We start from the raw sequence: 21,071 nt of genomic DNA, 5'->3' as shown, positions 1-21,071 counted from the left end.
TCCGCATACCGCGCTCGTTGCGGGGGTAGTGACCGTCTTGCCCGAGCACGGAGGTACGCACGATGGTCGACGACGACCGGCTCCCCCAGAACGACGACATGACGGTCGCCGCGGCACCGCCGACGGTGATGTCCATGGACGAGGACCAGCTCTGGGACGTGGTGCGGTCACTGGCCGAACCCGCCCGCGGCGAGCTACGGGCGCTCTCCTGATCCGCCCGACCCTCGCCTTTCGCCCAGGTGATCGGCGTTCTTCCGCCGTGTAGCGTCGGACGTCCGGCGACGGCGGCGGGGCCGACCGGCGACTGTGTGGAGGCGGTACGCGGACGGTGATCGACGGGTGATCGACAGGGACCGGGAGCGGCTGCTCGCCGGGGAGGTCGAGCGCATCGCGCGCCGGCCGGAGATCGTGGCCTCCTGGCGGCGGTCGCGGCTCTCCGGGGTCGACCCCGACCAGCTGGAGCTGCCGCAGGCGCAGCCCGAGGAGAGCCGCTTCAGCCGCACCGCCACCCCGGTCCTGGAGGCGGCGGCCGACACCCTGGTCGGCGCGGACACGAGCCTGATGCTCACCGGCCCCGGCGGCACGGTCCTGTGGCGCTGGACGGACACCGACGGCCTGCGCCGCCGGCTGGACCGGCGCTCGGTCGTGGTCGGCACGCAGTGGGCCGAGGAGCACGTCGGCACCAATGGGATCGGCACGGCGCTCGAGACCGCGCGCCCGGTCGTCGTGACGGGGGCCGACCACTACGCCGCGGCGCTGCACGGGTTCAGCTGCGCGGCGGCCCCGGTGCGGCACCCGATGACCCGGCGCGTGCTCGGCGCGCTCAACATGACCTGCCGTGCCGAGGACGCGAACCCGCTGGTCCGGCCCACGCTGCTCAAGCTCGTCCGGGAGATCGAGGCCGAGCTCTACGGCACAAGCAGCGCCCGGGAGCGCGAGCTGTTCCGGCACTACCTCAGCGCCCGTCGCCGCAGCTCCGCCGCGGTCGTGGTGCTCGACGGCGACATCCTCATCGCCAACCGCGCCGGCGCCCGCCTCGAGCTGGACCACCGCGCCTGGTGGGCCCGCGCCCAGGACGAGCTGGCCGGCGCCACCGAGGTGACCGTCCCCGCCGGCCCCGACGGTCCGGAGGTCCGGTGCCGCACCGTGACGTCGGCCGGCCGGACGGTCGGGCTGATCGTGACCGTCCCCGAGGCCGCCGACGGCCCGGCCCTCCCTGCCATGGCGGCCTCCGCCACGTCGGGCGACGGGCTCGCCGACACCGTGCGGCGGCGGCTCGGGGTGGAGCCGCTGCTGGTGCACGGCGAGCCGGGCACGGGCAAGACCACGCTGCTCACCGGCCTGGGCCTGGCGGTCCATGACGCCGCGCGGGTGCCCGCCGCGGGTCTCCCGGCCTGGCTCGACGCGGTGCGGAACGGGCTCCACGAGCGTTCCGGCGTCGCGCTGACCCACCTCCAGGCGCTGGACGAGGCGGGGTGCGCGGCGCTCGGCGCCCTGCTCGACGACGCCGCCGGGCACCCGGCCCGGATCGCCGGCACCTGGTCCGGCGACCCCACCGCGGCCACGTCGGCCCAGCAGGCGCTGCTCGACCGGTTCGGGCCGGACGCCGTCGTCGTCCCGCCGCTGCGCAGCCGGGCGGCCGAGATCCCCGCGCTGCTCGACGGCCTGCTCGACGCGCTCACGGTGGACCGCCGCGCGCCGCGGCCGCGGCTCACCCCGGCCGCGACCGAGCTGCTCCGCCGGCACCCCTGGCCGGGCAACCTCCGCCAGCTCGCCGGGGTGGCGCGCTGGCTCGCCCGGCAGGACCGCGCCGTCGTCGATGTCGACGACCTGCCCGGCCGGCTGCGCGCCGAGACCCCGCGGACCCGGCTCACCCCGATGGAGGCCGCGGAGGCCGACGCCATCCGGGACGCGCTGCGGGACTGCGGCGGCAACAAGGTCGCGGCCGCGGCCCGGCTGCAGATCGCCCGGTCCTCCCTCTACCGGAAGCTGCGCGAGTACGGGATCTCAGGAGACCGCTGACGGCATGCCGTTCATCGACCCGGAGCCGGGCACGGTGAGGGCCGGAACCGCGTCCGGGGCGACGAGGAGCAGCACACCGAGCGCGAGCAGCAGGGCCGCCGTCGCGACGGTCGTGATCCGGCGCCACGGCAGCGTCTTCTCGACGGTGATGAGCCCGGCGACGGCGGCCATCCAGATCAGGCTCATGACCCCGAGCGCGAACAGCGACGCCATGAGCGCCCAGCAACACCCGACGCACCAGGCCCCGTTGCGCGCACCCATCCGGAGGGCGCCCCAGCGGCCCTCGCGCCAGGAGGTGAGCAGGAACCCGAGCGGGCTCGTGCACTTGGCGAGGCAGACGTCCTTGAGCGGCGTCAGCTCGTACACGGCGGCGACGACGAGCGTGCCCCCGGCGATCCAGCGTCCCGCCCGGTCCCACATCAGGACGTCCCCAGGGACGTGCCCGGCCAGCGTAGCGATCACGAAGGCGCCCAGACCGGCGGCCGACCAGGTCAGCACGTATCCCGCGGTGAACAGCAGGGGCGACGCCGGGGAGCGCCTCCTGGTCAACCGCGAGTAGAGCGCGACCGTCGGGGAGACCGAGGGGAACATCATCGCGGCCATCATCACGACCCAGATGCCGAGGAACCAGCCGAGCCCACCCAGACTCGTCCACGGCCCCTGGTCCATGCCGCTCATCTGCCTGGCCGTCGACCACCAGGCGAGCGCCGCGAGGGCGAAGAGGAGGACGACCAGTCCGAGCCGGGTACGGACGGCGGCGTAGGCCGGCGCGAGACCGCCGCCGGTTCCGGCCGGGCGGTCCTGCGCCGGAGCGCTCATCGCGTCAGGCTGCCCACGAGAAGTCGGACGTGGACAGCCCCGTCCTGCCCTCGTACCGGATACCGAAGGCGTCGATCCGCGAGCGCCGGGCCTCGGCCATGGTCAGGTTCGAGCCGACCGGGTGGAACATGCCGTCGAACCGCACCGGCCGCCCGTCCTCGACGCCGAACGGCACGATGTCCTCGACCTCGAAGTCGATCGAGTCCGCGACGCGCACGCTGTGCCGCAGCCCGTCGTGGTCGAGCTCGATCGCGGCACGCTCGACCCCGACGACCTCGCCGACGAGCGGGGCCAGCGCGGCCATCGGGCCGCCGAGCTGCCCGCCGAACACCTTCACCAGCTTGTCGAACTGTTCGTCGGTGGCCTGGTCGTCGACGAACATCCCGAGGCGCCAGTTGCCGTCCGTCATCACCTTCGGCGTGTCGATGATCGCGACGACCCGGCGGCCCCGGACGTCCGTGCCGTCGATCTCGCCCTCGGCGATGTCGAAGGCCAGGGTCGCCCGGCAGAAGTCGTAGGTGGCGCCGTGGTCGAACGTCAGGTTGCACGGACACATGAGCTCGCACGAGCACGTCTCGACGTACCGGCCCCTCAGGTTCCACGCCATCGTCGGCCCCCCTCCGCGAGGGCGACGATTGTTCTCCGCCTCCCACGGGCGGGTCAACGTTCGGCCGGCCCGATCTCCCGCACGAGGTCGAGGGCCCGGCCCAGGGTCGTGAGCCGCTCGTCGAGGGTGCGTCCGGCGGGGTAGAGCCGCACGGTGTCGACGCCGGCGTCGCGCCAGACCCGCAGGCGGGCGCGGACCCCCTCCTCGGTCCCGATGAGGGTGGTGCCCAGCACCATCTCGTCCGTGACGAGCGCGGCGGCGCCGGTGCGGTCGCCGGCCTGCCACCGCTCCCGGACCTCGGCGGCGACGTCGGCCCAGCCCTGCCGGCTGTAGGCGGCGTTGTAGAAGTTGGTGGCCGCAGAGCCCATGCCGCCCAGGCTGAACGCCAGCCCCTGCTTCCGCTCGGCGACCATGCCGCGCAGCTCGTCCTCGTCGGCGGCGAAGGCCACCTCGGCGCCCTGGCAGACGTCGAGGTCGGCGCGGGTGCGGCCGGCAGCGGCCAGCCCCTCGTCGAGCGGGCCGAAGTACGCCGAGGCGCCTTCGGGGACGAAGCTCGTGCCCAGCCAGCCGTCGGCCGTCTCGCCGGTGAGCCGCAGCATCCGCGGGGACAGGGCGGCGAGGTAGATCGGGATGTCCGGGTTCGGCGCGGTGGACAGCCGCATCGGCCGCCCCTCCCCGCCGGGCAGCGGGATGTGCACCGTCTCGCCGTCGAGAGCGATCTTCTCCCCCGCGAACGCCTGCCGGATCACCGCGATCGCCTCGCGGGTCCGGGTGAGCGGACGGGCGAACGGGACGCCGTGCAGCCCCTCCAGCACCTGGGGGCCGGAGGCGCCGAGGCCCAGGACGAACCGCCCCTCCGACAGGTCGGCCAGCGTGAGTGCGGCCTGCGCGATCGCCACCGGCGTACGCGTGCCGACCTGCACGATCCCCGAGCCGAGGGTGATCCGCTCCGTGCGCGCCGCGAGGTGGCCCAGCACGGACGGGGCGTCGGAACCCCAGGCCTCGGCGACGAACACGGCGTCCATGCCGAGCTTCTCCGCCTCGACGACGAACTCGACGGTCTCTCGGACGTCGCCGCCCGACCCCTCGACCGTGGTGGCGGTGCGCATCACGCGCCCTCGACGCGCTTCTTGATCGCCTCGACCGTCCCGGCCATGTTCGCCTCGAACTCCCGCAGCCGGACGAAGACGATCTTCTGCTCCTTGTCCGGCATGCGGTCGATCGCCAGGCTCAGCCCCGACGGCGCCGGGCCCATCCGCACCCACTGCCGCAGCCGGGTGCCGCCGTCGGCGGGTTCAAGGGTGAAGCGCCAGGTCGCGGTGGGGTTCTCCGGGTCCTCGACCGCCCACGCGAACACGCGCGGCTCCTCGCACTCCACGACGTGCGAGACCGTGGACCACTCCCCCAGCGCCTCGTGCGCGTTGTGGCCCCGGAAGCGCGCCCCCACCGCCGGGGCGCCGCCCTCCAGCCATTCCACCCGCTGCACCTCGGGGCTCTGCCCGGGCATCGACTCGACGTCGACGACCGCGGGCCACACCCGCTCCGGCGGCGCGTCCACCCAGGTCTCGACCTCCACGGTCGGCAGGTCGGCGTAGCGGGCTCCGGTCCACTCCATCGGGGTCCCTCCTCGTCTCGTTCTCGGGGACGTCGGCCGCCCCAGTCTCGCACGTAGGGTTTCGCAGGAAAACCCACGTGGCCGTCCGGCCGCCGCCGGTCGGTCCAACGTCGCATCGCCCTACCGACCAGTAGAGCGCTGCTTCGAAGATCCGCAGGTCACAGCCCGGTTGTGGGCACGCGAGGGAGGCAGGAGACTCGGACCGGTCCGCCGCCGCCGACTCGGAACCGGGTGCCCCGTAATGCACGACCGCGCTCTGCGCCTGACCGGACTCGGGCACGCCTTGCCCGCCCGGGTCGTCACCAACGACGACCTCGCCGCGACGCTGGACACGTCCGACGAGTGGATCCGGACCCGCAGCGGCATCGCCACCCGGCACCACGTCGACCCCGGCACGGCGACCTCGGACCTGGCCGCGGAGGCGGGGGCCCGCGCGCTCAAGGCCGACCTGCGCTCGGGCGGCAGCGGCGAGGTCGACCTGGTCGTGCTCGCCACCACCACCCCGGACCGGACCTGTCCGGCCACCGCCCCGCTCGTCGCCCACCGGCTGGGCCTCGGCACGGTGCCGGCGTTCGACGTCAACGCCGTGTGCTCGGGGTTCCTCTACGGCCTGTCCACCGCCGCGGCGATGGTCACCGCCGGCGCGGCCGAGTCGGTGCTGCTGGTCGCCGCGGACACGTTCTCGACCATCGTCGACCCCACCGACCGCCGGACCGCCTTCCTGTTCGGCGACGGCGCCGGTGCCGTGGTGCTCCGGGCCGGGGGCGGGCCGACGGTCCACGACATCGTCCTCGGCAGCGACGGCGGCCAGGAGGACCTGATCATCACGCCGGGCGGCGGCTCCCGCGAGCCCGGCTCCGACGAGCGTTGGTTCACCATGCAGGGCCAGGCCGTGTACCGGCAGGCCGTGGACCGGATGACCCGCTCGACCCGGGAGATCCTCGAGCGCACCGGCTGGGCCGTCGACGAGGTCGAGCGGTTCGTCGGGCACCAGGCCAACCGCCGCATCCTCGACGCCGTGGCGCACCGGCTCGGCGTGCCCGCGGACCGGGTGGTGGCCAACCTCGACCGTGTGGGCAACACCGCCGCCGCCTCCATCCCCGTCGCGCTGTCCGACGCGCACGAACGAGGGATCCTGCGTGCCGGCGAGAAGGTCGTGCTCACGGCGTTCGGCGGCGGGGCCACGTGGGGCGCCGCCACCCTCACCTGGCCCGAGCTGGGCTGACGGTCGTCCCGGCCCCGATCCCACCGGGACCGTGCGCTTCGGCCGCGCGAGTAGACGCCCGGCGGATCCCGGCACGATGCCGGTCGCCCGAGGCCGGCCGCCTGACACGATGACCCCCGTGGAGGATCTCGCGGGCTTCCTGGCGCGGACCGCGCCGTTCGGCTCGCTCCCGGAGCGCGAGCTGCGCCGGGTCGCCGACGCGGCCGAGATCGTCGACCACCCGACCGGGGCGCAGATCCTGGACGCGTTCGCGCACGCCGCCGAGGCGGTGCACGTCGTGCTGTCCGGGCAGGTCGAGATGTGGACCGTCGACGACGCCTGCGACCGGCCCGCCGACGAGACCGTCGGCCGCGGCGGGGTCTTCGGGCAGACCTCGGTGCTCACCGGGGCCGCCGTCGGGCCGCGGGCCGTCGCGCTCGGCCCCGTCCGGCTCGTGCGGATCCCGCGCAAGGCCGTGGCCTCGTCGTTCTCCTCCCCCGCCGGCGTCCGGCTGTTGGCCCACGACCTGTTCGCCGCCCGCAACCACGCCGGCCCCGCGCCCCGGTTCCGGACCGTCGACGAGCTGGTCGTGTCCGAGCCGGTGCTCGGCACGCCGGCGACCACGGTGGCCGAGGCGGCGCGGCTGATGACCGAACGCCGCGCGGCCTACCTCGCCGTCCCGGTCGGCGAGGGCCGGTTCGGGCTGGTCACCGACGCCGTCCTGCGGGCGCGGGTCGTGGCGGAGGGACGGCCCGGCGACACCCCCGTCACCGAGGTGATGCAGCCGGCGGCGCGCACCGTGCGGGCCGGCACACCGACCGTCGACGTGCTGCAGGAGCTCACCGAGGACCGGCTCGACCTGCTGCTGGTCGTCGACGCCGACGGCAGGCTCTGCGGCGCGGTCGACCCGCAGGACTTCCTCGCCTCGCCGTCGGCCGCCGGGGTGGTGCTGCGCGAGCAGGTGGTGCGTGCGGAGCGACTCGACGACGTCGTGACCCTCGCGCGCGGCCTCCCCCTGCTGCTGGGCGACCTCGTCCGGCAGCGCCGGGAGGCCTCGGACACGACGGCGGTCTACTCCACGGTGGTCGACGCCGTGATGCGACGGGTCCTGACCCTGGTCCTCGGCGGGCGTCCGGACCTCGACGAGGCCGAGGTCACCTGGATGCTCCTGGGCAGCAACGCCCGCCGCGAGCCCACCCTCGGCTCGGACATCGACTCGGCCGTGGTGTTCGCGGAGTCCGTCGACGCGCGGCGGGCGGCGGCCTACCGGGCTGCGTTCGCCGAGGTCGCCGCCGTCCTGCGCCGCGCGGGCCTGCGGGTCGACGCCCACGGCGCCACCCCGGCGTCGCCCGCCTTCGCGCGCACCCGGGCGCAGTGGCGCACCGCGGCCGAGCAGTGGCTGGTCTCGCCGCTCGACGGCCAGGGGATGCTCATGGCGTCCCTGCTGCTCGACGGGCGACCGATCCAGGGCGACCCGGCCCGGCCCGTGGTCACCGAGGTGTTCGCCGGCGTGCGCCACCACCCGGCGACCATGAAGCTGCTGGTCCGCGAGTCGCTGTCGCACCGGGCGCAGCTGCGCTCGGTGCGCGACGTGCTCGCGGGGCGCGGCGGAACGTTCGACCTCAAGGCCCACGCCCTGCGCCCGGTCGTCGAGATCGCCCGGTGGGCGGCGCTCAGCGTGCGCTCCCCCGAGCTGTCGACGCGGGCCCGGCTGGCGGCGGCCGCCGGGTCGATGCTGCTGTCCCGCGACCAGGGCGCGACGCTGATCGAGGTGTTCGAGGTGCTCCAGCGGGTGCGGCTGCGCCAGCAGCTCGCCCAGTTCGACCGGGGCGAGCCGGTGTCCGACGTCGTGTGGATGCGCCGCCTCGCCCCGCTCGACCGCAGCCTGGTCGCGCAGTCGGTCCGGGAGATCGCGACCGTGCAGAAGCGGCTCTACAACCTGCTGCAGTACACCTCCCCCCAGGAGTGGGGACGCCCGGACCACGCCTGAGAACGCGAACGGCGCCCTCGCTCACCAGCAGTGGGCGAGAGCGCCGTGCGCGAGGGATCAGGCCTTCGACTCGGCCCGCTTCGGCAGCACCCAGTCCGGGCGCGGGAAGTGGCAGGTGTAGCCCCACGGGATGCGCTCCAGGTAGTCCTGGTGCTCGGGCTCGGCCTCCCAGAAGTCCCCGGCCGGCTCGACCTCGGTCACGACCTTCCCCGGCCAGAGCCCGGACGCGTCGACGTCGGCGATCGTGTCCTCGGCGACGCGCTTCTGCTCGTCGTCGGTGTAGTAGATCGCGGAGCGGTAGGACATGCCGATGTCGTTGCCCTGCCGGTCCTTCGTGGTCGGGTCGTGGATCTGGAAGAAGAACTCCAGCAGCGCGCGGTAGCTGGTCCGCTCCGGGTCGAACACGATCTCGATGCCCTCGGCGTGCGTGCCGTGGTTGCGGTAGGTGGCGTTCGGGACGTCCCCGCCCGTGTAGCCGACGCGGGTGGACACCACGCCCGGCTGCTTGCGGATGAGGTCCTGCATGCCCCAGAAGCAGCCCCCTGCCAGGATCGCCTTCTCGTAGCGGCTCATCACTGCTCCCTTCTCGTCGTGCAGTCCCACGCTCGTCAACGGTTCGGTGTCGCCCGATAGTCCCGCACGCCGGGCGCCCCGGCGATCGCGCCGGCTCAGCCGCCGGGCGTCATCACCAGCACCACCTTGCCCTGTGCGTGCCCCGCCTCCACCTCGGCGAGCGCCGCCCCGGCCTCGTCGAGCGGCAGCACGCGCGTGACGTGGGGGTCGAGCGCGCCCTCCTCGACCAGCCGGACCAGGGCGGTGAGCACCGCCGTGCTGCGGTCGCGCTCCACGTCGCGCCCGCCGAGCTCCTTGACCAGCGGCTTGTCCGCGACCGACAGCAGGTTCCGGCGATCGGAGAGCAGCGTGGCGACGGTGCGCAGGGCCTCGCCGCCGACCATGTCGAACACCGCGTCGACGCCCTGCGGCGCCGCCTCGCGGATCCGGTCGAGCACGCCCTCGCCGTAGGCGACCGGCGTGGCGGCGAGCCCCGCGACCAGGTCGCGCTTGGCGGGGCTCGCCGTGCCGACCACCCGGAGCCCGCGGGCCCGGGCCAGCTGCACCACGGGAACGCCGACGCCGCCCCCCGCGCCGTTGACCAGCAGCGTGGAGCCCGGGGTGAGCCTGAGGTTCTCGAGCGCGTCGTAGGCCGTGCCGGCCGCGACCGGCAGCGCCGCCGCGGCCTCCGGCGGGACGGCCTCCGGCCGGAGCGCCGCGAACGAGGCCGTGACCAGGGCCTCCTCGGCCCAGCCGCCGACCATGCCGGGGCAGCCGCCGAAGACCTCGTCGCCCTCCGCGAACGCCTCGACGCCGGGGCCCACGGCGGTGACGGTGCCGGCGACCTCCCGGCCGAGCACCGCCGGGCCGGCCGTGCCGTACGAGCCCTCGCGCAGCCGCCAGTCCCCCGGGTTCACCCCCGCCGCGCGCACCCGCACCCGCAGCTCGCCGGGACCGGGCTCCGGGACCGGGACCTCGAGGAACGCCTCGTTCTCCGGTCCGCCCACCGCCGTGAAGCCGTACGCCCGCATCGATTCTCCTTCCGCAGCGACCCGATGATCGCACCCCGCCGGAGAAGTGACCCGGCCCCCGCCGACCTGAGCACCCCCTGGCGCACCTGGCTCTGGGTGCCGAAACGCGTTGGACCTGATCACGCAGCAAGCCGGTGGAGGAAGATCCCGTACGGCTCTGCGTCGTCGACCCACGCGGTCTGCAGCGCGAAGCCGTGCGGGGCGAGCTCGGTGGCCAGCCCCTCGGGCGTGAACTTCGCCGAGAAGCCGACGTTGATCGAATCTCCGCGGCGCAGCTCCAGCTCGGCGCCGAGCGCCGGCAACACGGCCGTGTGGTCGGTGAGCGCGTACAGGTGCCCCTCGACGACCGGCCCGACGGCATGCGCGCGCGGCTCGTAGTTCTCCAGTCCGAAGTCGGCCCCGAAGCGACGGTTGAGGTGGCTCAGGTGGTTGAGCCGGAACCGGCGGAAGGCGTCGTACCCCGGCGGGTCGTTGTAGCAGCGCTCCAGCGCCGCCGGCGGCTTGACCAGGTCCGCCGAGACGAGGAAGCCGTCGCCCGGCCGCAGCGCGGCGGCGACCTCGGCGAACAGGGCCGCGCGCTCGGCGGGGGTCGTGTTGCCGACGTTGCTGCCGAGGAATGCGACGACGACCGGCTCCCCGTCGGTCCGCAGCTGCGCCAGACCCGCCTCGTACCGTCCCCAGAGCCCGCGCACCACCAGCGCGGGAAGCGCGACCGTGAGCGTGGCGGCGCTGTGCTCCAGCATCTCCCGGCTGACGTCGACGGGCAGGTACGTGGTCGGGCGCCGGCGCAGGCACGCGTCGAGCAGCAGCCGGGTCTTCTTCCCGCTACCGCTGCCCAGCTCGGCCAGCCGCGGGGTGTCCAGCGCGGCCGCGATCTCCCCGGCGTGCCGCTCGAGCATCGCCCGCTCCACCCGCGTCAGGTAGTAGGTCGGCAGCTCGGTGATCGCCTCGAACAGCTGCGACCCGAGCGCGTCGTACCCGAAGTGCGGCGGGATGCGGGGCACCGGCTCGCGCAGGCACTCCGTCAGCTGGGCGCCGTCGTCCCAGAACGCGTCGTCGACGGCCAGGACGGCGGTGTCGGGCGGGGGCACGCCCCGGAGGCTAGGGGCGGCCGGGCGCCAGCGGCATCCGCAGGCTGGTCTCCCCCCGGTCCCAGCAGCCGAGCAGCCGCTCCCCCATCCGCTCGCCTAGGAAGAGGCTCGCCCGGATCCCGAACACGACGTCGGCGGCCAGCTCCGGCTCGGCCTCCAGCAGCGGGGCGAGCACCCCGCGCCGCACGACCTGCTCGTGCACGGCGTCGGCCTCCACGTGCTCGTCGTAGAACCGGATCGAGGCGGGGCCGCACTCCAGCCGGCGCATGCCGCGGACCAGGCGTTCCGAACCCGGCGACGACGTCAGCTCCACCATCGCGAACTGCCCGACCGACGCGCCGCGCAGGCTGCGGTGCAGCCCGCACAGCGACATCAGGTTGACCTCGGCCAGGGTCTCGCCCGGCACGTGCTCGACGTAGGCGCCGTACGCGTCGGAGAGCCCGAGCTCGGTCATCATCTCGGCGAACAGCAGCGCGTGCATGCGCTCGGGCCGGCCGGAGCCGTACTCGTCGTGCTCCACGGTGACCAGCCCGGCCTTGGCCGCCCCGTTGAGCCGCGGGATCGCCCAGGCCTGCGGGTCGGCCTCCTTGAGGTGGTAGATCGAGCGGTGCGCCACGTACTCGCGCAGCTGCTCGAGCGTCCCCTCGCGCTGCAGGTGGTGCGACACCCCGCGCACCCCCGGCCCGACGGGCTCGACGAGCAGCGCATCGACCTCGGCCGGCACGTTCTCGCCCGGCTCCACATCGGCGCGCAGCGCGGCCAGGAAGACCCGTTCCAGCTCGCGGCGCAGGCCCAGCACCTCCGGGTCCCACTCCCGCTCGGCGTCGACCCCGGCGAAGCCCCGGTAGTGCAGCTCGTAGCAGCAGTGCAGGGCCAGCTGCAGGTCGTCGCCGTACGGCTCGGCGCCGGCCGGGTCCACCGGGCGGAGCGGGCCCCCGCGCAGTGCCTCGACGACCGCCTCGGACAGCGGCCCGCGGGGCGCGGGCAGGTCCGGCGCCGCCACCTGCTGCAGGAAGTTCGGTTCGAGGGTCGCGGTCACGCGTCGGGTCCCTCCTGCCGCACCTTGCGCCGGTGGCTGGCGTCGCAGATCGGGTAGCGCTTGCTGCGCCGGCAGTGGCAGACCGCCGTGACCGCCCGGTCGGAGCGGACGCGGGTGCCGTCGGGCAGCTCCAGCTCGACGGGGCCGGAGATCAGGGCGGGACCCTCCTCGGTGAGCAGGACCCGGGTGGGTCCGGGCTCAGCCATGGCGTGCCTCCACGACCACCAGCTCCTCCAGCCGGTCGCCCGGCTCGATCAGCCCCCGCTTCTCCAGCATGGTCGCCCGGGAGCGCATCACCGGCCCGAACGGGATCCGCGCACGTTCGACGACGTCGGCCACCAGACCCGTGCGCTCCAGCCGCTCGACCGTCGCCTCGGGGCCGCAGACCTGCGAGTGCACGATCAGCACCACGCCGTCGGGCTCGAGGTGGTCGGCGGCGCCGTCGCAGATCCGGTCCAGGATCGCGCGCCCGTCGGGCCCGGCGTCCCAGCTGCGACCCGGGGTGTGCCGGGGCAGCACGGTGCTCTCCGACGGTACGTACGGCGGGTTCGCCACGATCATCCCGAACCGGCGGCCGCCGACCGGCCCGAACAGGTCTCCGCGGTGCACGCGCACGGCGGCCCCGTGGATCAGGCAGTTCACCCGGGTCGCGGCGACGCAGCGCCGGGAGAGGTCGACGGCGGTCACGGACGCCGCGCCCTCGCGCCACGCGGCGAGGGCCAGCGCCCCGGTGCCGGTGCCGAGGTCCAGGACGTCCCGACCGGTGGCATGCCGGGACAGCCGGCCCGAGAGCAGCTCGGTGTCGGACTGGGCCCGGTAGACGCCGGGCGGGCAGAAGAGGATCACGTCGGGGTCCTGCCTGTCGTCGGGCCCGTCGCCGGGGGCGGAGGGGGCGGGTGGTGGGCGACAAAAAGGGAGCTACCCGTCCGGACGCCGGATATGCCGACTCCGCCGACCACTTCCTCACCGGCGTGACCTACAAGGGCGGCAGGGTCTGCGGGAGCCCGATCAGCGGGCGGAGCGGGTCGGCGTGCGCCGCGAGGCGGTCCGGCAGCGTCCGCACCGTCCAGCGGTCCGGGCGCAGGTCCGGGTCGTCGAGCTCGTCCCACTCGATGGGCACGGAGACGGGCGCGTCGGGCGCGGGCCGGATGCTGAACGGGGCGACGAGCGTCTTGTTGATCGCGTTCTGGGTGTAGTCGAGGCGCATCAGACCGGACCGGCGATCGGTGTACCACTCCCACGTGACCAGCTCCGGGACCATGCGACCCACCGCCTTCGACAGCCGCTCCACCCAGCGCCGGGTGTCGGCGAACGTGTAGCCGCTCTCCACCGGCACCCAGATCTGCACGCCACGCTTGCCGGTGACCTTGGGCGCGGCGCGGACGCCGAGGTGGTCGAGCGCGGTGCGGTACAGCCGGGCCAGCACCAGGACGTCGGCGAACGTGCTGTTCGTGCCGGGGTCGATGTCGATCAGCGCCCAGCTCGGCTGGTGCACGTCGTGCAGGGCGGAGGTCCACGGGTGCAGCTCGAGGGCCCCGTAGTTGGCCATCCAGACCAGCGCGGCGGCGGCGTCGACCACCGCGTAGACCTGCGTCTCCCCCGGCTCGGCCTCCGGGTTCCGCCAGCGCCGCAGCCACTCGGGCGCGTGCGACGGGACCTCCTTCTGCCAGAACCCCGGCCGGTCGACGCCGTCGGGGTAGCGGTGCAGGTTGACCGGCCGGTCGCGCAGGTAGGGCACGAGGCACGGGGCCACGCCGGCGTAGTGCCGGATGACGTCCCGCTTGGTCAACGGGTCCTCCCGCCGGCCGGGGAACAACACCTTGTCCAGGTTGGTCAGCGCCAGCTCGCGTCCCCCGACCTCCCAGATGCCCTTGCGACGCAGCAGGTCCAGGGCGGCGAACTCGTCCGCGGTCACGGTGTCGGCGGGCTCGGCGGCGTCGGCGGGGTCGGCGTCGCCCAGGGCCGCGGGCGGGATGCGGTCCTCGGTGCGGGCCGGCGGCGTGCCGTCCGGGCCCACCGAGGGCGCCGCTCCGCCGGCCAGGGCGGGCAGCACCACCTCCTCCGGCTCGCGGTCGGGCCGCAGGCCCCGCCACACCGAGTGCCGCAGGCGCCCGTCGTGGGTCAGGGTGCGGTACTCGACCTCGCCGACCAGGCACGGTTCGATCCAGGTGACGCCGCGGGACTGGTCGCGCGGGACGGGCTCGTCGAACGGGCTCGCCGCCCGGCGCAGCGGCGCCATCCGGTCCAGCAGCGCCCGTAGGGCGGCCTCGGTGAAGCCGGTGCCGACGTTGCCGACGTAGCGCAGCCGGCCGTCGGCGTCGTGCGCCCCGAGCAGCAGCGACCCCAGGGTGGAGCCGCGGTTGCCGCGCCCGGGGGTCCACCCGCCGAGCACGACCTCCTGGCCGTGGAACAGCGCCGTCTTCACCCACGCCGCGGCGCGCCGCCCCGGCTCGTACCGTGAGGTGCGCCGTTTCGCGACGATCCCCTCCAGCCGGTGCGCGCGCGCCACCTCCAGCACCTCGGCCGGCGGGACGTCCGTGAACGAGGGCGGCATCGACACCCGGCGCCACTCCGCCGCGCCGAGGGCCTCGAGCCGCCCGCGGCGGTCGTCGTAGGACTCCTGGAGGTGCCACTCGCCGTCGATCCGCAGCACGTCGAACACGTAGAGCTCCACCGGGACCGCGTCCAGCAGCGTGGCCGGCGGGTTCCGCACGTGCATGCGGTTCTGCAACAGCCCGAAGTCCGGCCGGCCGGCGGCGTCGAGGGCCACGATCTCGCCGTCGAGCACCAGGTCCCGGTCGGTCGGCACCGCCGCGACCAGCTCGGGGTAGCCACCGGTGACGTCGTTGCCGTTGCGGCTCACGAAGCGCACGTCCCCGTCCTCGACGACCACGAGCGCCCGCACGCCGTCCCATTTGAACTCCACGGCCCATCCCGGGTCCGCCGGCGGCGGCCCGGCCGTGGCCAGCATGGGGCGCAGCTCGTCGTCGCCGCGCGGGCGGGAGGTGGGCACGGGACCACAGTGCCCACTCCGCGGTCGTCCGGCCACCGTGGACCACCCGGACGGGGAGCGCCGGGTCAGACGGCCGAGGGTTCGGTGAGGCGCAGGGCGTCGTCGAGGTAGCGACGGACGAGGCCCGGGTCCGCCGAGTCCGCCACGGGATCGGGCGCGTGGTCCCCCGCGCGGGCCGGGGCGGCGTCGCCGGCGAGCAGGACCCGGCCGTGGCGGTACCGGGGCACCTGGGCGTGGTGGATCTCGAAGTAGGTCAACCAGCGCGGGTCGTGCGCCCGGACCCGGCCGCCCATCCGGGCGTCGGCCAGGGCCTGGATCTGCTCCAGGGTGGGGGCGCCCGCGTCGGGGCCGGGCGGGTCGACGAAGAACATGATCCGGGCCCGCGTCCCGGCCAGCGGGAACAGGATCCCCATGCCGTCGGGATGGGTGAACATGCGGATGGTGTCCGGGGACAGCGGGGTGTCCACGTCGACGTCGGCCATGGCGAAGTGCTGGCCGTGGAAACCGCCCTCCAGGTGCGTGCCCGCGAGGTGGCGGGTGGTGCTGTGGCCGCCGTCGGCGCCCACCACCCAGCCCACCGGCACGGTGCGCTCCCCGTCGGCCGAGCGCAGGGCGACCTCGACGCCGTCGGCGTCCTGGGTCAGCGCGGTGAGCGTGACGCCCCGCTCCACGACCACCCCGAGCTCGGCGGCGCGCTCCGCCAGCACCGCCTCGGTGTCGGGCCGGGCGACGTCGAGCACGTAGGGGTGCCGGGTCGGCGCGTCACCGAGCTCCAGGCGCGCCCGCGTCCGCGCCGTCCGGCCGTCGACCATCTCGAGGGCGGCGATCCGCCGGCCGCGGGACTCCAGCCGGGGCAGCACGTCCAACGCCGCGAGCATCTCCAGGCTCCGCGCGTGCACCCCGACGGCGCGCGACTCGGTGGTCGGCCGCTCGAGGGTCTCCACCACCCGCGGACGGACGCCCAGCCGGGCCAGCTGGCACGCGGCCGTCAGGCCGACCGGTCCCGCCCCGACGACCAGCACGTCGTCCCCGCTCCTGTTGCCGTGGTCCACGACGAGCACCTCCGTTCCCGGTGGGCGGCGCCTCCACCCGGGCCCACCGTGCCGCCACGGCCTCCGAACCGGCTTCAACCGGCGCCCCGGTCGACCCCGGTCGACCGGTGTCCCGTGCACCCGAGGCCGCGGGGCTCAGGGTGAGGGGTGCATCCCCAGTTCCGCCATCCGCCCGGCGACCGCCTCCTTCGACGACGCGTGCTCGGACAGCCGCACCGTGAAGGTCTGTTCCAGCCGGTACCCGCGCTCCAGGTCGAGCGGCTCGCACCCGTTGAGCGACTGCTTGGCCAGGGTGAGGGCGTACCGGTCCTTGGCCGCGATCGACCGCGCCAGGCGCAGCGCGGCGGGCCGCAGCTCCTCGTGTGCAACGACCTCCGCCGGGGCGCCCCAGTCCCGGAAGGTTGCCGCGTCGACCGGCTCGGCGGTGAAGAACAGCCGCCGCACCGCCTGCTGCGGGAGCATCCTCGCGGTGAAACGGCCGCCGCCCAGCACCCCGACGCCCATCTCGGGCAGGCCGAAGGTGGCACGCTCGGAGGCCACCACGAGGTCGCACGACGCGACGAGGCCGAGCCCGCTGCCCAGCGCCGGTCCGTTCACCGCGGCGACGACCGGGACCGCGCACTCCAGCAGCGCCGCGAAGCAGCGGCGCACCGTGCGCATGTGCTCCTCGCCGCCGGCCGCGTCCGTCGCCGCGAAGTCCCGCAGGTCGTTGCCGGCGCAGAACACGTGGCCGCGGCCCGTCAGCACGGCACAGCTGATCTCCTCGTCGCCGGACACGGCGTCGAACACGTCCCCGAGCTCGGCGTAGAGGGCGTGGTCGATCGCGTTCACCTTGCCGCGGGCCAGCTCCAGCACGGCCACACCGGGCTCGGGCCGGGACACGAGCACGTGCTCGGACCCCTCGAACCGGGGCACTCGGACCACCTCGTTCGCGTCGTCGTTCCGGGCGCCCGGGCGGGTCGGCCCCCGTTCCGAACGATAGGACGCCGGCGCGACCGGACGGCGTCGCGGCCCTGCGCCCGGGCCTCAGGCACAGGGACCAACGACCCGCCCGCGGCGGGCCCTCCGCCCGGATGCGCCGGACGGAGTGGCTGGGACGCTCGGCGCCCCGTCGAGCGGGAAGGGACGACACCTGGTGACCACCTACTCGTTCCGGTGCGAGGAGCACGGCACGATCGACGTGCGCCGCGACTTCGGCGCGGCGCCGCCCGTCGCGCCGTGCCCCCTGTGCGGCCTGCCGATGCGCCGGGTCTGGACCGCCCCGATGGTCTCCCTCGCGCCGCGGGCGGCCGTCGAGGCGATCGACCGGGCGGAACGCAGCCGCACCGAGCCGGAGGTGGTCACCCGCGTGCCGGGCAGGCCCGGCCGCCGCACGACCGCGCCGACCCCGGCGCAGCAGCGCCTGCCACGCCCCTGAACCGCCCGGCGGGAACTCCGCTGCGTGGCCCGGCCGGGCGGACCCGGCCGGACCGGGAGCGGCCCGCCCGGCCCCGAGAGGAGATCCCATGGCCAGCGTCGGCCTGTTGTACGTCGGAGCGGTGCTCTTCCTGAACGGTGCGATGCTGCTCGGCTGGGTCGAGGCCAAGTCGGCGGCACCGCTGAACCTCTTCGTCGGTCTGCTCCAGGTGGTCACCCCGACGTACCTGATCTTCACCGCCGCCGGGGACCCGACGATCGTGCTCAACGCGTCCGGCCTGTACCTGTTCGGTTTCACCTACCTCTACGTGGCGTGCAACCTGTACGGCGGCCTCGACGGCACCGGCCTCGGCTACTTCTCCCTCTTCGTCGCGATCTGCGCCGTCGGGTACTCGGTGCTCAACTTCATCAAGCTCGGTGACCCCGTCTTCGGCGTCATCTGGCTCTACTGGGCCTTCCTGTGGGCGCTGTTCTTCGCGCTGCTGGGCCGCGACGTCGGCAGGATCGGGCGCTACACGGGTGCGGTCGCGGCGATCCAGGGCTGGGTGACCGGCGCGATCCCCGCCTTCGTGCTGCTCAACGGCTGGTGGGGCTACTCGGCCGGGTGGACCGCCATCGGGCTCGCCGTCTTCGGCGTGGTGGTCTTCGGCCTGCTCTACCCACGGATGATCCGCCCGAGCGCCGACACCACCCCACCCACGGAGCACACGCCGCAGGACCGCGGCGCCGCCGTCTCCCCCTGATCGGATCCGTACTGCCGGCACACGAATCGAGGTATCACCATGCCCGAGGTCGTCTTTCCCCTGGACTCGATGAAGAGGTTCACCGAGCAGCGGATCGTCGGTCACAACCGCTGGCACCCGGACATCCCCGCACTGGTGCGGGTCAAGCCGGGCGACACCTTCCGCGTCCACTGCCGGGAGTGGTTCGACGGGGCCATCCACAACAACGACTCCGCGGACGACATCCTCAACGCCCCGCTGCCGAGCGTGCACGTGCTCAGCGGCCCGATCTCCGTCGAGGGCGCCGAACCCGGCGACCTGCTGATCGTCGACATCCTCGACGTCGGCCCGATCCCGCAGGAGGACTCCGGTCCGCTGGCCGGGCAGGGCTGGGGCTACACCGGGGTGTTCGCCACCCGCAACGGCGGCGGCTTCCTCACCGAGCAGTTCCCCGACGCCTACAAGGTGATCTGGGACTTCCGCGGCGGGGTGGCCACGTCCCGGCACGTCCCGGGCGTGTCCTTCGTCGGGATCGTGCACCCCGGCCTGATGGGCACGGCGCCGTCGCACGACCTGCTCGCCAAGTGGAACGCCCGCGAGCAGGCCCTGATCGACACCGACCCGGACCGGGTGCCGCCGCTGGCCCTCCCGCCGTTGCCGGACTCGGCGGTCCTCGGCTCGCTCAGCGGCGACGACTTCGACCGCGTCGCCCGCGAGGCCGCCCGCACCGCACCCCCGCGCGAGAACGGCGGCAACCAGGACATCAAGAACCTGACCAAGGGCTCGCGGGTCTTCTACCCGGTCTTCGTCAACGGCGCCAACCTGTCCATGGGCGACCTGCACTTCTCCCAGGGCGACGGCGAGATCACGTTCTGCGGCGCCATCGAGATGGGCGGGTTCATGGACCTGGGCGTCGACGTGATCAAGGGCGGGATGGACACCTTCGGCGTGTCCGAGAACGCCCTGTTCATGCCGGGCCGCACGGACCCGCAGTACAGCGAGTGGCTGGCCTTCTCCGGCACCTCGGTGACGCTCGGCGGCGAGCAGCGCTACCTGGACTCGCACCTGTCGTACCAGCGGGCCTGCCTGCACGCGATCGACTACCTCAAGAAGTTCGGCTACTCCGACATCCAGGCGTACATGATCCTGGGCGCGGCGCCGATCGAGGGCAGGCTGTCCGGGGTGGTCGACATCCCGAACTCGTGCTCCACGGTCTACATCCCGACGGAGATCTTCGACTTCGAGGTACGCCCGAGCAAGGGCCAGCCGGCTCAGGTCGACCCGGGTGCCGGGGTGCCGGTGGCGCGCGCCTGACCCGCGCTCGATCCCGGGCCCGGCCGCCGTGCGGGCCCGGGCGTCGCCACCCCGCCCGGTCGGACCGGGCGGGGTGGGGTGGGGCCGCGCCGGCTGGGGGGCGCGGCCCCGGTCCGGGGTGCGCGGCCTCGGGCCGCAGAACCGTCGGGGTGCGCGGCCTCAGGCCGCGGTGCCGTCGCCGGCGGGTGCGGCGGCCTTGCCCGGGTCCAGGATCTGCGCGACGAGCCGCGAGACCAGGGTGTGGGCGCCGAAGCGGTGCCCGAAGTCCTCCCAGAGCAGCAGCTCGCGCGCGAGCAGCTCACCGACCGGGCCGGGGTAGCGCTCGGGGGCCACCAGGGCGGCCCGCCGCAGCAGGACGCGCTGGTCGGCCGGCATCGTGGCGTGCCGCCGGCTGGGCCGGTCGAGCGGGTCCTCCGCCCGGTGCGCAGGACCGGGCGGATGTGTGCGGGCGGCCGGGGGCGGGCCGCCGGGGCGGTCGAAGGAATCGAAGGAGTCGTCGGAGCCGTAGTCGGGCACGGGTCACCGCCGTGGTGCTCGTCGTTGGGGTGGTCCGATCCCACCGTCCGGCCCCGTCGACGGACCACCGCCGGACGGCGCAACTCCCCGCCGAGATGTTCGGTGCGCGAGAAGTCCCGTTCCCGCGGCTATCGGGGATCCTCGCCGACACTCCGGGTGCGGCGGCCGAGCTCCTCCTCGAGGGTCGCGCGGTCGGCCGCGCGCGCCTGCAGCGCGCGCACCATCCGGGACAGGGCCCGCGCGAACTCCGTGACGTACCGGGGCTCCGCCGTCCGGACGGCCTGCTCGATGTCGTCGGTGAACAGGTCGAACATGGCGCGGATCGTCGCCCGACCGCCGGGCGTGAGCACGACGAGCACGCTGCGGCGGTCCACGGGATTGGGCTGCCGCTCCACGAAGCCCGCGACGGTCAGCCGGTCCAGCAGCGAGGTCACGCTGGCCGAGGCGATGCCGAGGCGTCGGGCGATCGCCGACGGCGGGAGCGGGCCGCGGTGCAGCAGCTCCCCCAGGGTCGCGGCCTCGTGCAGGCCGACCCCGGCGGCCTGCGCCATCATCCGCCGGTACTCGTCCGTGGCGACGACGAGCTCACGCACCCGCTCCGCCAGCGTCCGGACGGCGGCCTCACCCCGCGCCGGCACCCGGGCCCGCCAGGATGCTGCGCCGGGAGCCGACGGCCGGCGCGACCTCGCCGCCGCGCACGAGGGTGCTGCGGTCGCCCGGCTCGCCGGTCACGACGACCTCCACCGACAGGCCCACGGCCTCCTCCTCGCGATTCGCGGGCGGCGGCACGGACCCACGGCGGGCACGTGCGGCCGCGCCGGCGTCAGGCCGGGGTGGCGACGGGTCGGGCGGACGCGGCGGGTTCGACGGCGTCGACCACCGGCTCGGCCACCGGGGGCGGGCAGTACCAGCTGCAGACCCCGACGTCCCAGTAGCAGCGGGTCGTGTGCCGGTGGCCGGACCTCGACCCGCCGCCCGGGGCGGGCGCGGAGTGCGGTGCGGACGGCATCGGGGCCTCCTGTGGTCGCCGAGCGGGCCGCGTGAGCCTCCCCGGCCCGGGCCCCACCC

At 74.8% G+C, this 21,071-nt stretch carries 24 protein-coding genes; 7 read left to right on the top strand and 17 right to left on the bottom strand.

From position 1 onward, the window contains the following. The first annotated feature begins 62 nt into the window (after positions 1–62). Together LWC33_RS00430 and LWC33_RS00425 are read left to right on the top strand one after the other, a co-directional pair. Positions 63–212, top strand: coding sequence for a hypothetical protein (locus tag LWC33_RS00430; RefSeq protein WP_233302091.1), 150 nt, complete (start codon positions 63–65; stop codon positions 210–212). A gap of 127 nt (positions 213–339) precedes the next feature. Further along, on the top strand, positions 340–2,022 hold the full coding sequence (locus LWC33_RS00425) for a sigma-54-dependent Fis family transcriptional regulator (protein ID WP_233302090.1): 1,683 nt from the start codon (positions 340–342) through the stop codon (positions 2,020–2,022). Here LWC33_RS00425 and LWC33_RS00420 read toward each other — a convergent pair. Genes LWC33_RS00420 through LWC33_RS00405 form a run of 4 tightly spaced genes read right to left on the bottom strand, consistent with a single transcriptional unit; the run spans position 2,008 to position 5,063 of the window. After that, complete coding sequence (locus tag LWC33_RS00420) at positions 2,008–2,841, bottom strand: DUF2182 domain-containing protein (protein ID WP_233302089.1); 834 nt, start codon at positions 2,839–2,841, stop codon at positions 2,008–2,010. The two genes, LWC33_RS00425 and LWC33_RS00420, sit on opposite strands and share 15 nt — an antisense overlap. Positions 2,842–2,845: 4 nt before the next feature. Further along, positions 2,846–3,448 (bottom strand): DUF1326 domain-containing protein, encoded by a 603-nt coding sequence (locus LWC33_RS00415; protein ID WP_233302088.1) that lies wholly within the window; start codon positions 3,446–3,448, stop codon positions 2,846–2,848. Positions 3,449–3,501: 53 nt separating this feature from the next. Further along, positions 3,502–4,557, bottom strand: coding sequence for an LLM class flavin-dependent oxidoreductase (locus LWC33_RS00410; RefSeq protein ID WP_233302087.1), 1,056 nt, complete (start codon positions 4,555–4,557; stop codon positions 3,502–3,504). Continuing rightward, the gene (locus LWC33_RS00405) at positions 4,557–5,063 is read right to left on the bottom strand and encodes an SRPBCC family protein (RefSeq protein WP_233302086.1); all 507 of its coding nucleotides are present in this window, start codon (positions 5,061–5,063) and stop codon (positions 4,557–4,559) included. Before LWC33_RS00405 ends, LWC33_RS00410 begins: the two co-directional genes overlap by 1 nt. Positions 5,064–5,304: 241 nt before the next feature. Between LWC33_RS00405 and LWC33_RS00400 the strand changes: the two genes are divergently transcribed. Together LWC33_RS00400 and LWC33_RS00395 are read left to right on the top strand one after the other, a co-directional pair. After that, entirely contained in the window at positions 5,305–6,288 is a 984-nt protein-coding gene (locus LWC33_RS00400) for a beta-ketoacyl-ACP synthase III (RefSeq protein WP_233302085.1), read from the top strand. 118 nt (positions 6,289–6,406) lie between these two features. Continuing rightward, entirely contained in the window at positions 6,407–8,257 is a 1,851-nt protein-coding gene (locus tag LWC33_RS00395) for a putative nucleotidyltransferase substrate binding domain-containing protein (protein ID WP_233302084.1), read from the top strand. A gap of 57 nt (positions 8,258–8,314) precedes the next feature. On the opposite strand, the gene msrA is transcribed toward LWC33_RS00395, so the two are convergent. The 9 genes from msrA to LWC33_RS00350 form a co-directional block, all read right to left on the bottom strand. Next, the gene (msrA, locus tag LWC33_RS00390; protein ID WP_233302083.1) at positions 8,315–8,830 is read right to left on the bottom strand and encodes a peptide-methionine (S)-S-oxide reductase MsrA; all 516 of its coding nucleotides are present in this window, start codon (positions 8,828–8,830) and stop codon (positions 8,315–8,317) included. A gap of 95 nt (positions 8,831–8,925) precedes the next feature. Beyond that, entirely contained in the window at positions 8,926–9,840 is a 915-nt protein-coding gene (locus LWC33_RS00385; protein ID WP_233302082.1) for an NADP-dependent oxidoreductase, read from the bottom strand. Between the two features lie 119 nt (positions 9,841–9,959). Continuing rightward, on the bottom strand, positions 9,960–10,931 hold the full coding sequence (locus tag LWC33_RS00380) for an L-histidine N(alpha)-methyltransferase (protein ID WP_233302081.1): 972 nt from the start codon (positions 10,929–10,931) through the stop codon (positions 9,960–9,962). Positions 10,932–10,941: 10 nt separating this feature from the next. Next, a complete protein-coding gene (locus tag LWC33_RS00375) occupies positions 10,942–11,970 on the bottom strand; it encodes an iron-containing redox enzyme family protein (protein WP_233302080.1) in 1,029 nt (342 codons plus the stop codon). After that, entirely contained in the window at positions 11,967–12,176 is a 210-nt protein-coding gene (locus tag LWC33_RS00370) for a CDGSH iron-sulfur domain-containing protein (protein WP_233302079.1), read from the bottom strand. The genes LWC33_RS00375 and LWC33_RS00370 overlap by 4 nt, the downstream gene beginning before the upstream one ends. Further along, positions 12,169–12,816: a HemK2/MTQ2 family protein methyltransferase gene (locus tag LWC33_RS00365; protein ID WP_233302078.1), complete on the bottom strand. Its 648-nt coding sequence runs from the start codon at positions 12,814–12,816 to the stop codon at positions 12,169–12,171. The genes LWC33_RS00370 and LWC33_RS00365 overlap by 8 nt, the downstream gene beginning before the upstream one ends. A gap of 130 nt (positions 12,817–12,946) precedes the next feature. Next, the gene (gene ligD / locus LWC33_RS00360) at positions 12,947–14,983 is read right to left on the bottom strand and encodes a DNA ligase D (protein WP_233302077.1); all 2,037 of its coding nucleotides are present in this window, start codon (positions 14,981–14,983) and stop codon (positions 12,947–12,949) included. A 65-nt stretch (positions 14,984–15,048) separates the two neighbouring features. After that, a complete protein-coding gene (locus LWC33_RS00355; protein ID WP_233302076.1) occupies positions 15,049–16,035 on the bottom strand; it encodes an FAD-dependent monooxygenase in 987 nt (328 codons plus the stop codon). Positions 16,036–16,170: 135 nt separating this feature from the next. Further along, a complete protein-coding gene (locus LWC33_RS00350) occupies positions 16,171–16,950 on the bottom strand; it encodes an enoyl-CoA hydratase-related protein (RefSeq protein ID WP_233302075.1) in 780 nt (259 codons plus the stop codon). 220 nt (positions 16,951–17,170) lie between these two features. Here LWC33_RS00350 and LWC33_RS00345 point away from each other — a divergent pair, with 220 nt between their 5' ends. The 3 genes from LWC33_RS00345 (at position 17,171) to fmdA (ending at position 19,487) form a co-directional block, all read left to right on the top strand. After that, positions 17,171–17,452: an FmdB family zinc ribbon protein gene (locus LWC33_RS00345; protein WP_233302074.1), complete on the top strand. Its 282-nt coding sequence runs from the start codon at positions 17,171–17,173 to the stop codon at positions 17,450–17,452. A gap of 88 nt (positions 17,453–17,540) precedes the next feature. Then, entirely contained in the window at positions 17,541–18,194 is a 654-nt protein-coding gene (locus LWC33_RS00340; protein ID WP_233302073.1) for an AmiS/UreI family transporter, read from the top strand. A 39-nt stretch (positions 18,195–18,233) separates the two neighbouring features. Then, a complete protein-coding gene (fmdA, locus tag LWC33_RS00335) occupies positions 18,234–19,487 on the top strand; it encodes a formamidase (RefSeq protein WP_233302072.1) in 1,254 nt (417 codons plus the stop codon). Between the two features lie 159 nt (positions 19,488–19,646). Here fmdA and LWC33_RS00330 read toward each other — a convergent pair whose 3' ends face one another. The 4 genes from LWC33_RS00330 to LWC33_RS00320 form a co-directional block, all read right to left on the bottom strand. Then, a complete protein-coding gene (locus LWC33_RS00330; RefSeq protein ID WP_233302263.1) occupies positions 19,647–20,003 on the bottom strand; it encodes a hypothetical protein in 357 nt (118 codons plus the stop codon). Positions 20,004–20,131: 128 nt separating this feature from the next. After that, the gene (locus LWC33_RS00325) at positions 20,132–20,641 is read right to left on the bottom strand and encodes a MarR family winged helix-turn-helix transcriptional regulator (protein ID WP_233302071.1); all 510 of its coding nucleotides are present in this window, start codon (positions 20,639–20,641) and stop codon (positions 20,132–20,134) included. Continuing rightward, positions 20,625–20,759 carry a hypothetical protein gene (locus LWC33_RS34695; RefSeq protein ID WP_255690355.1) on the bottom strand — a complete coding sequence of 45 codons (135 nt, stop codon included), beginning with the start codon at positions 20,757–20,759 and terminating at the stop codon, positions 20,625–20,627. Before LWC33_RS34695 ends, LWC33_RS00325 begins: the two co-directional genes overlap by 17 nt. A 67-nt stretch (positions 20,760–20,826) precedes the next feature. Beyond that, entirely contained in the window at positions 20,827–21,012 is a 186-nt protein-coding gene (locus LWC33_RS00320; RefSeq protein WP_233302070.1) for a hypothetical protein, read from the bottom strand. Positions 21,013–21,071: the final 59 nt, after the last annotated feature.

It is taken from the genome of Pseudonocardia terrae, from assembly GCF_021343995.1.
Classification (GTDB): Bacteria; Actinomycetota; Actinomycetes; order Mycobacteriales; family Pseudonocardiaceae; genus Pseudonocardia; species Pseudonocardia terrae.
Note: the sequence above shows the minus strand (reverse complement) of the source record. Positions and strands in the feature narration are given on the sequence as shown.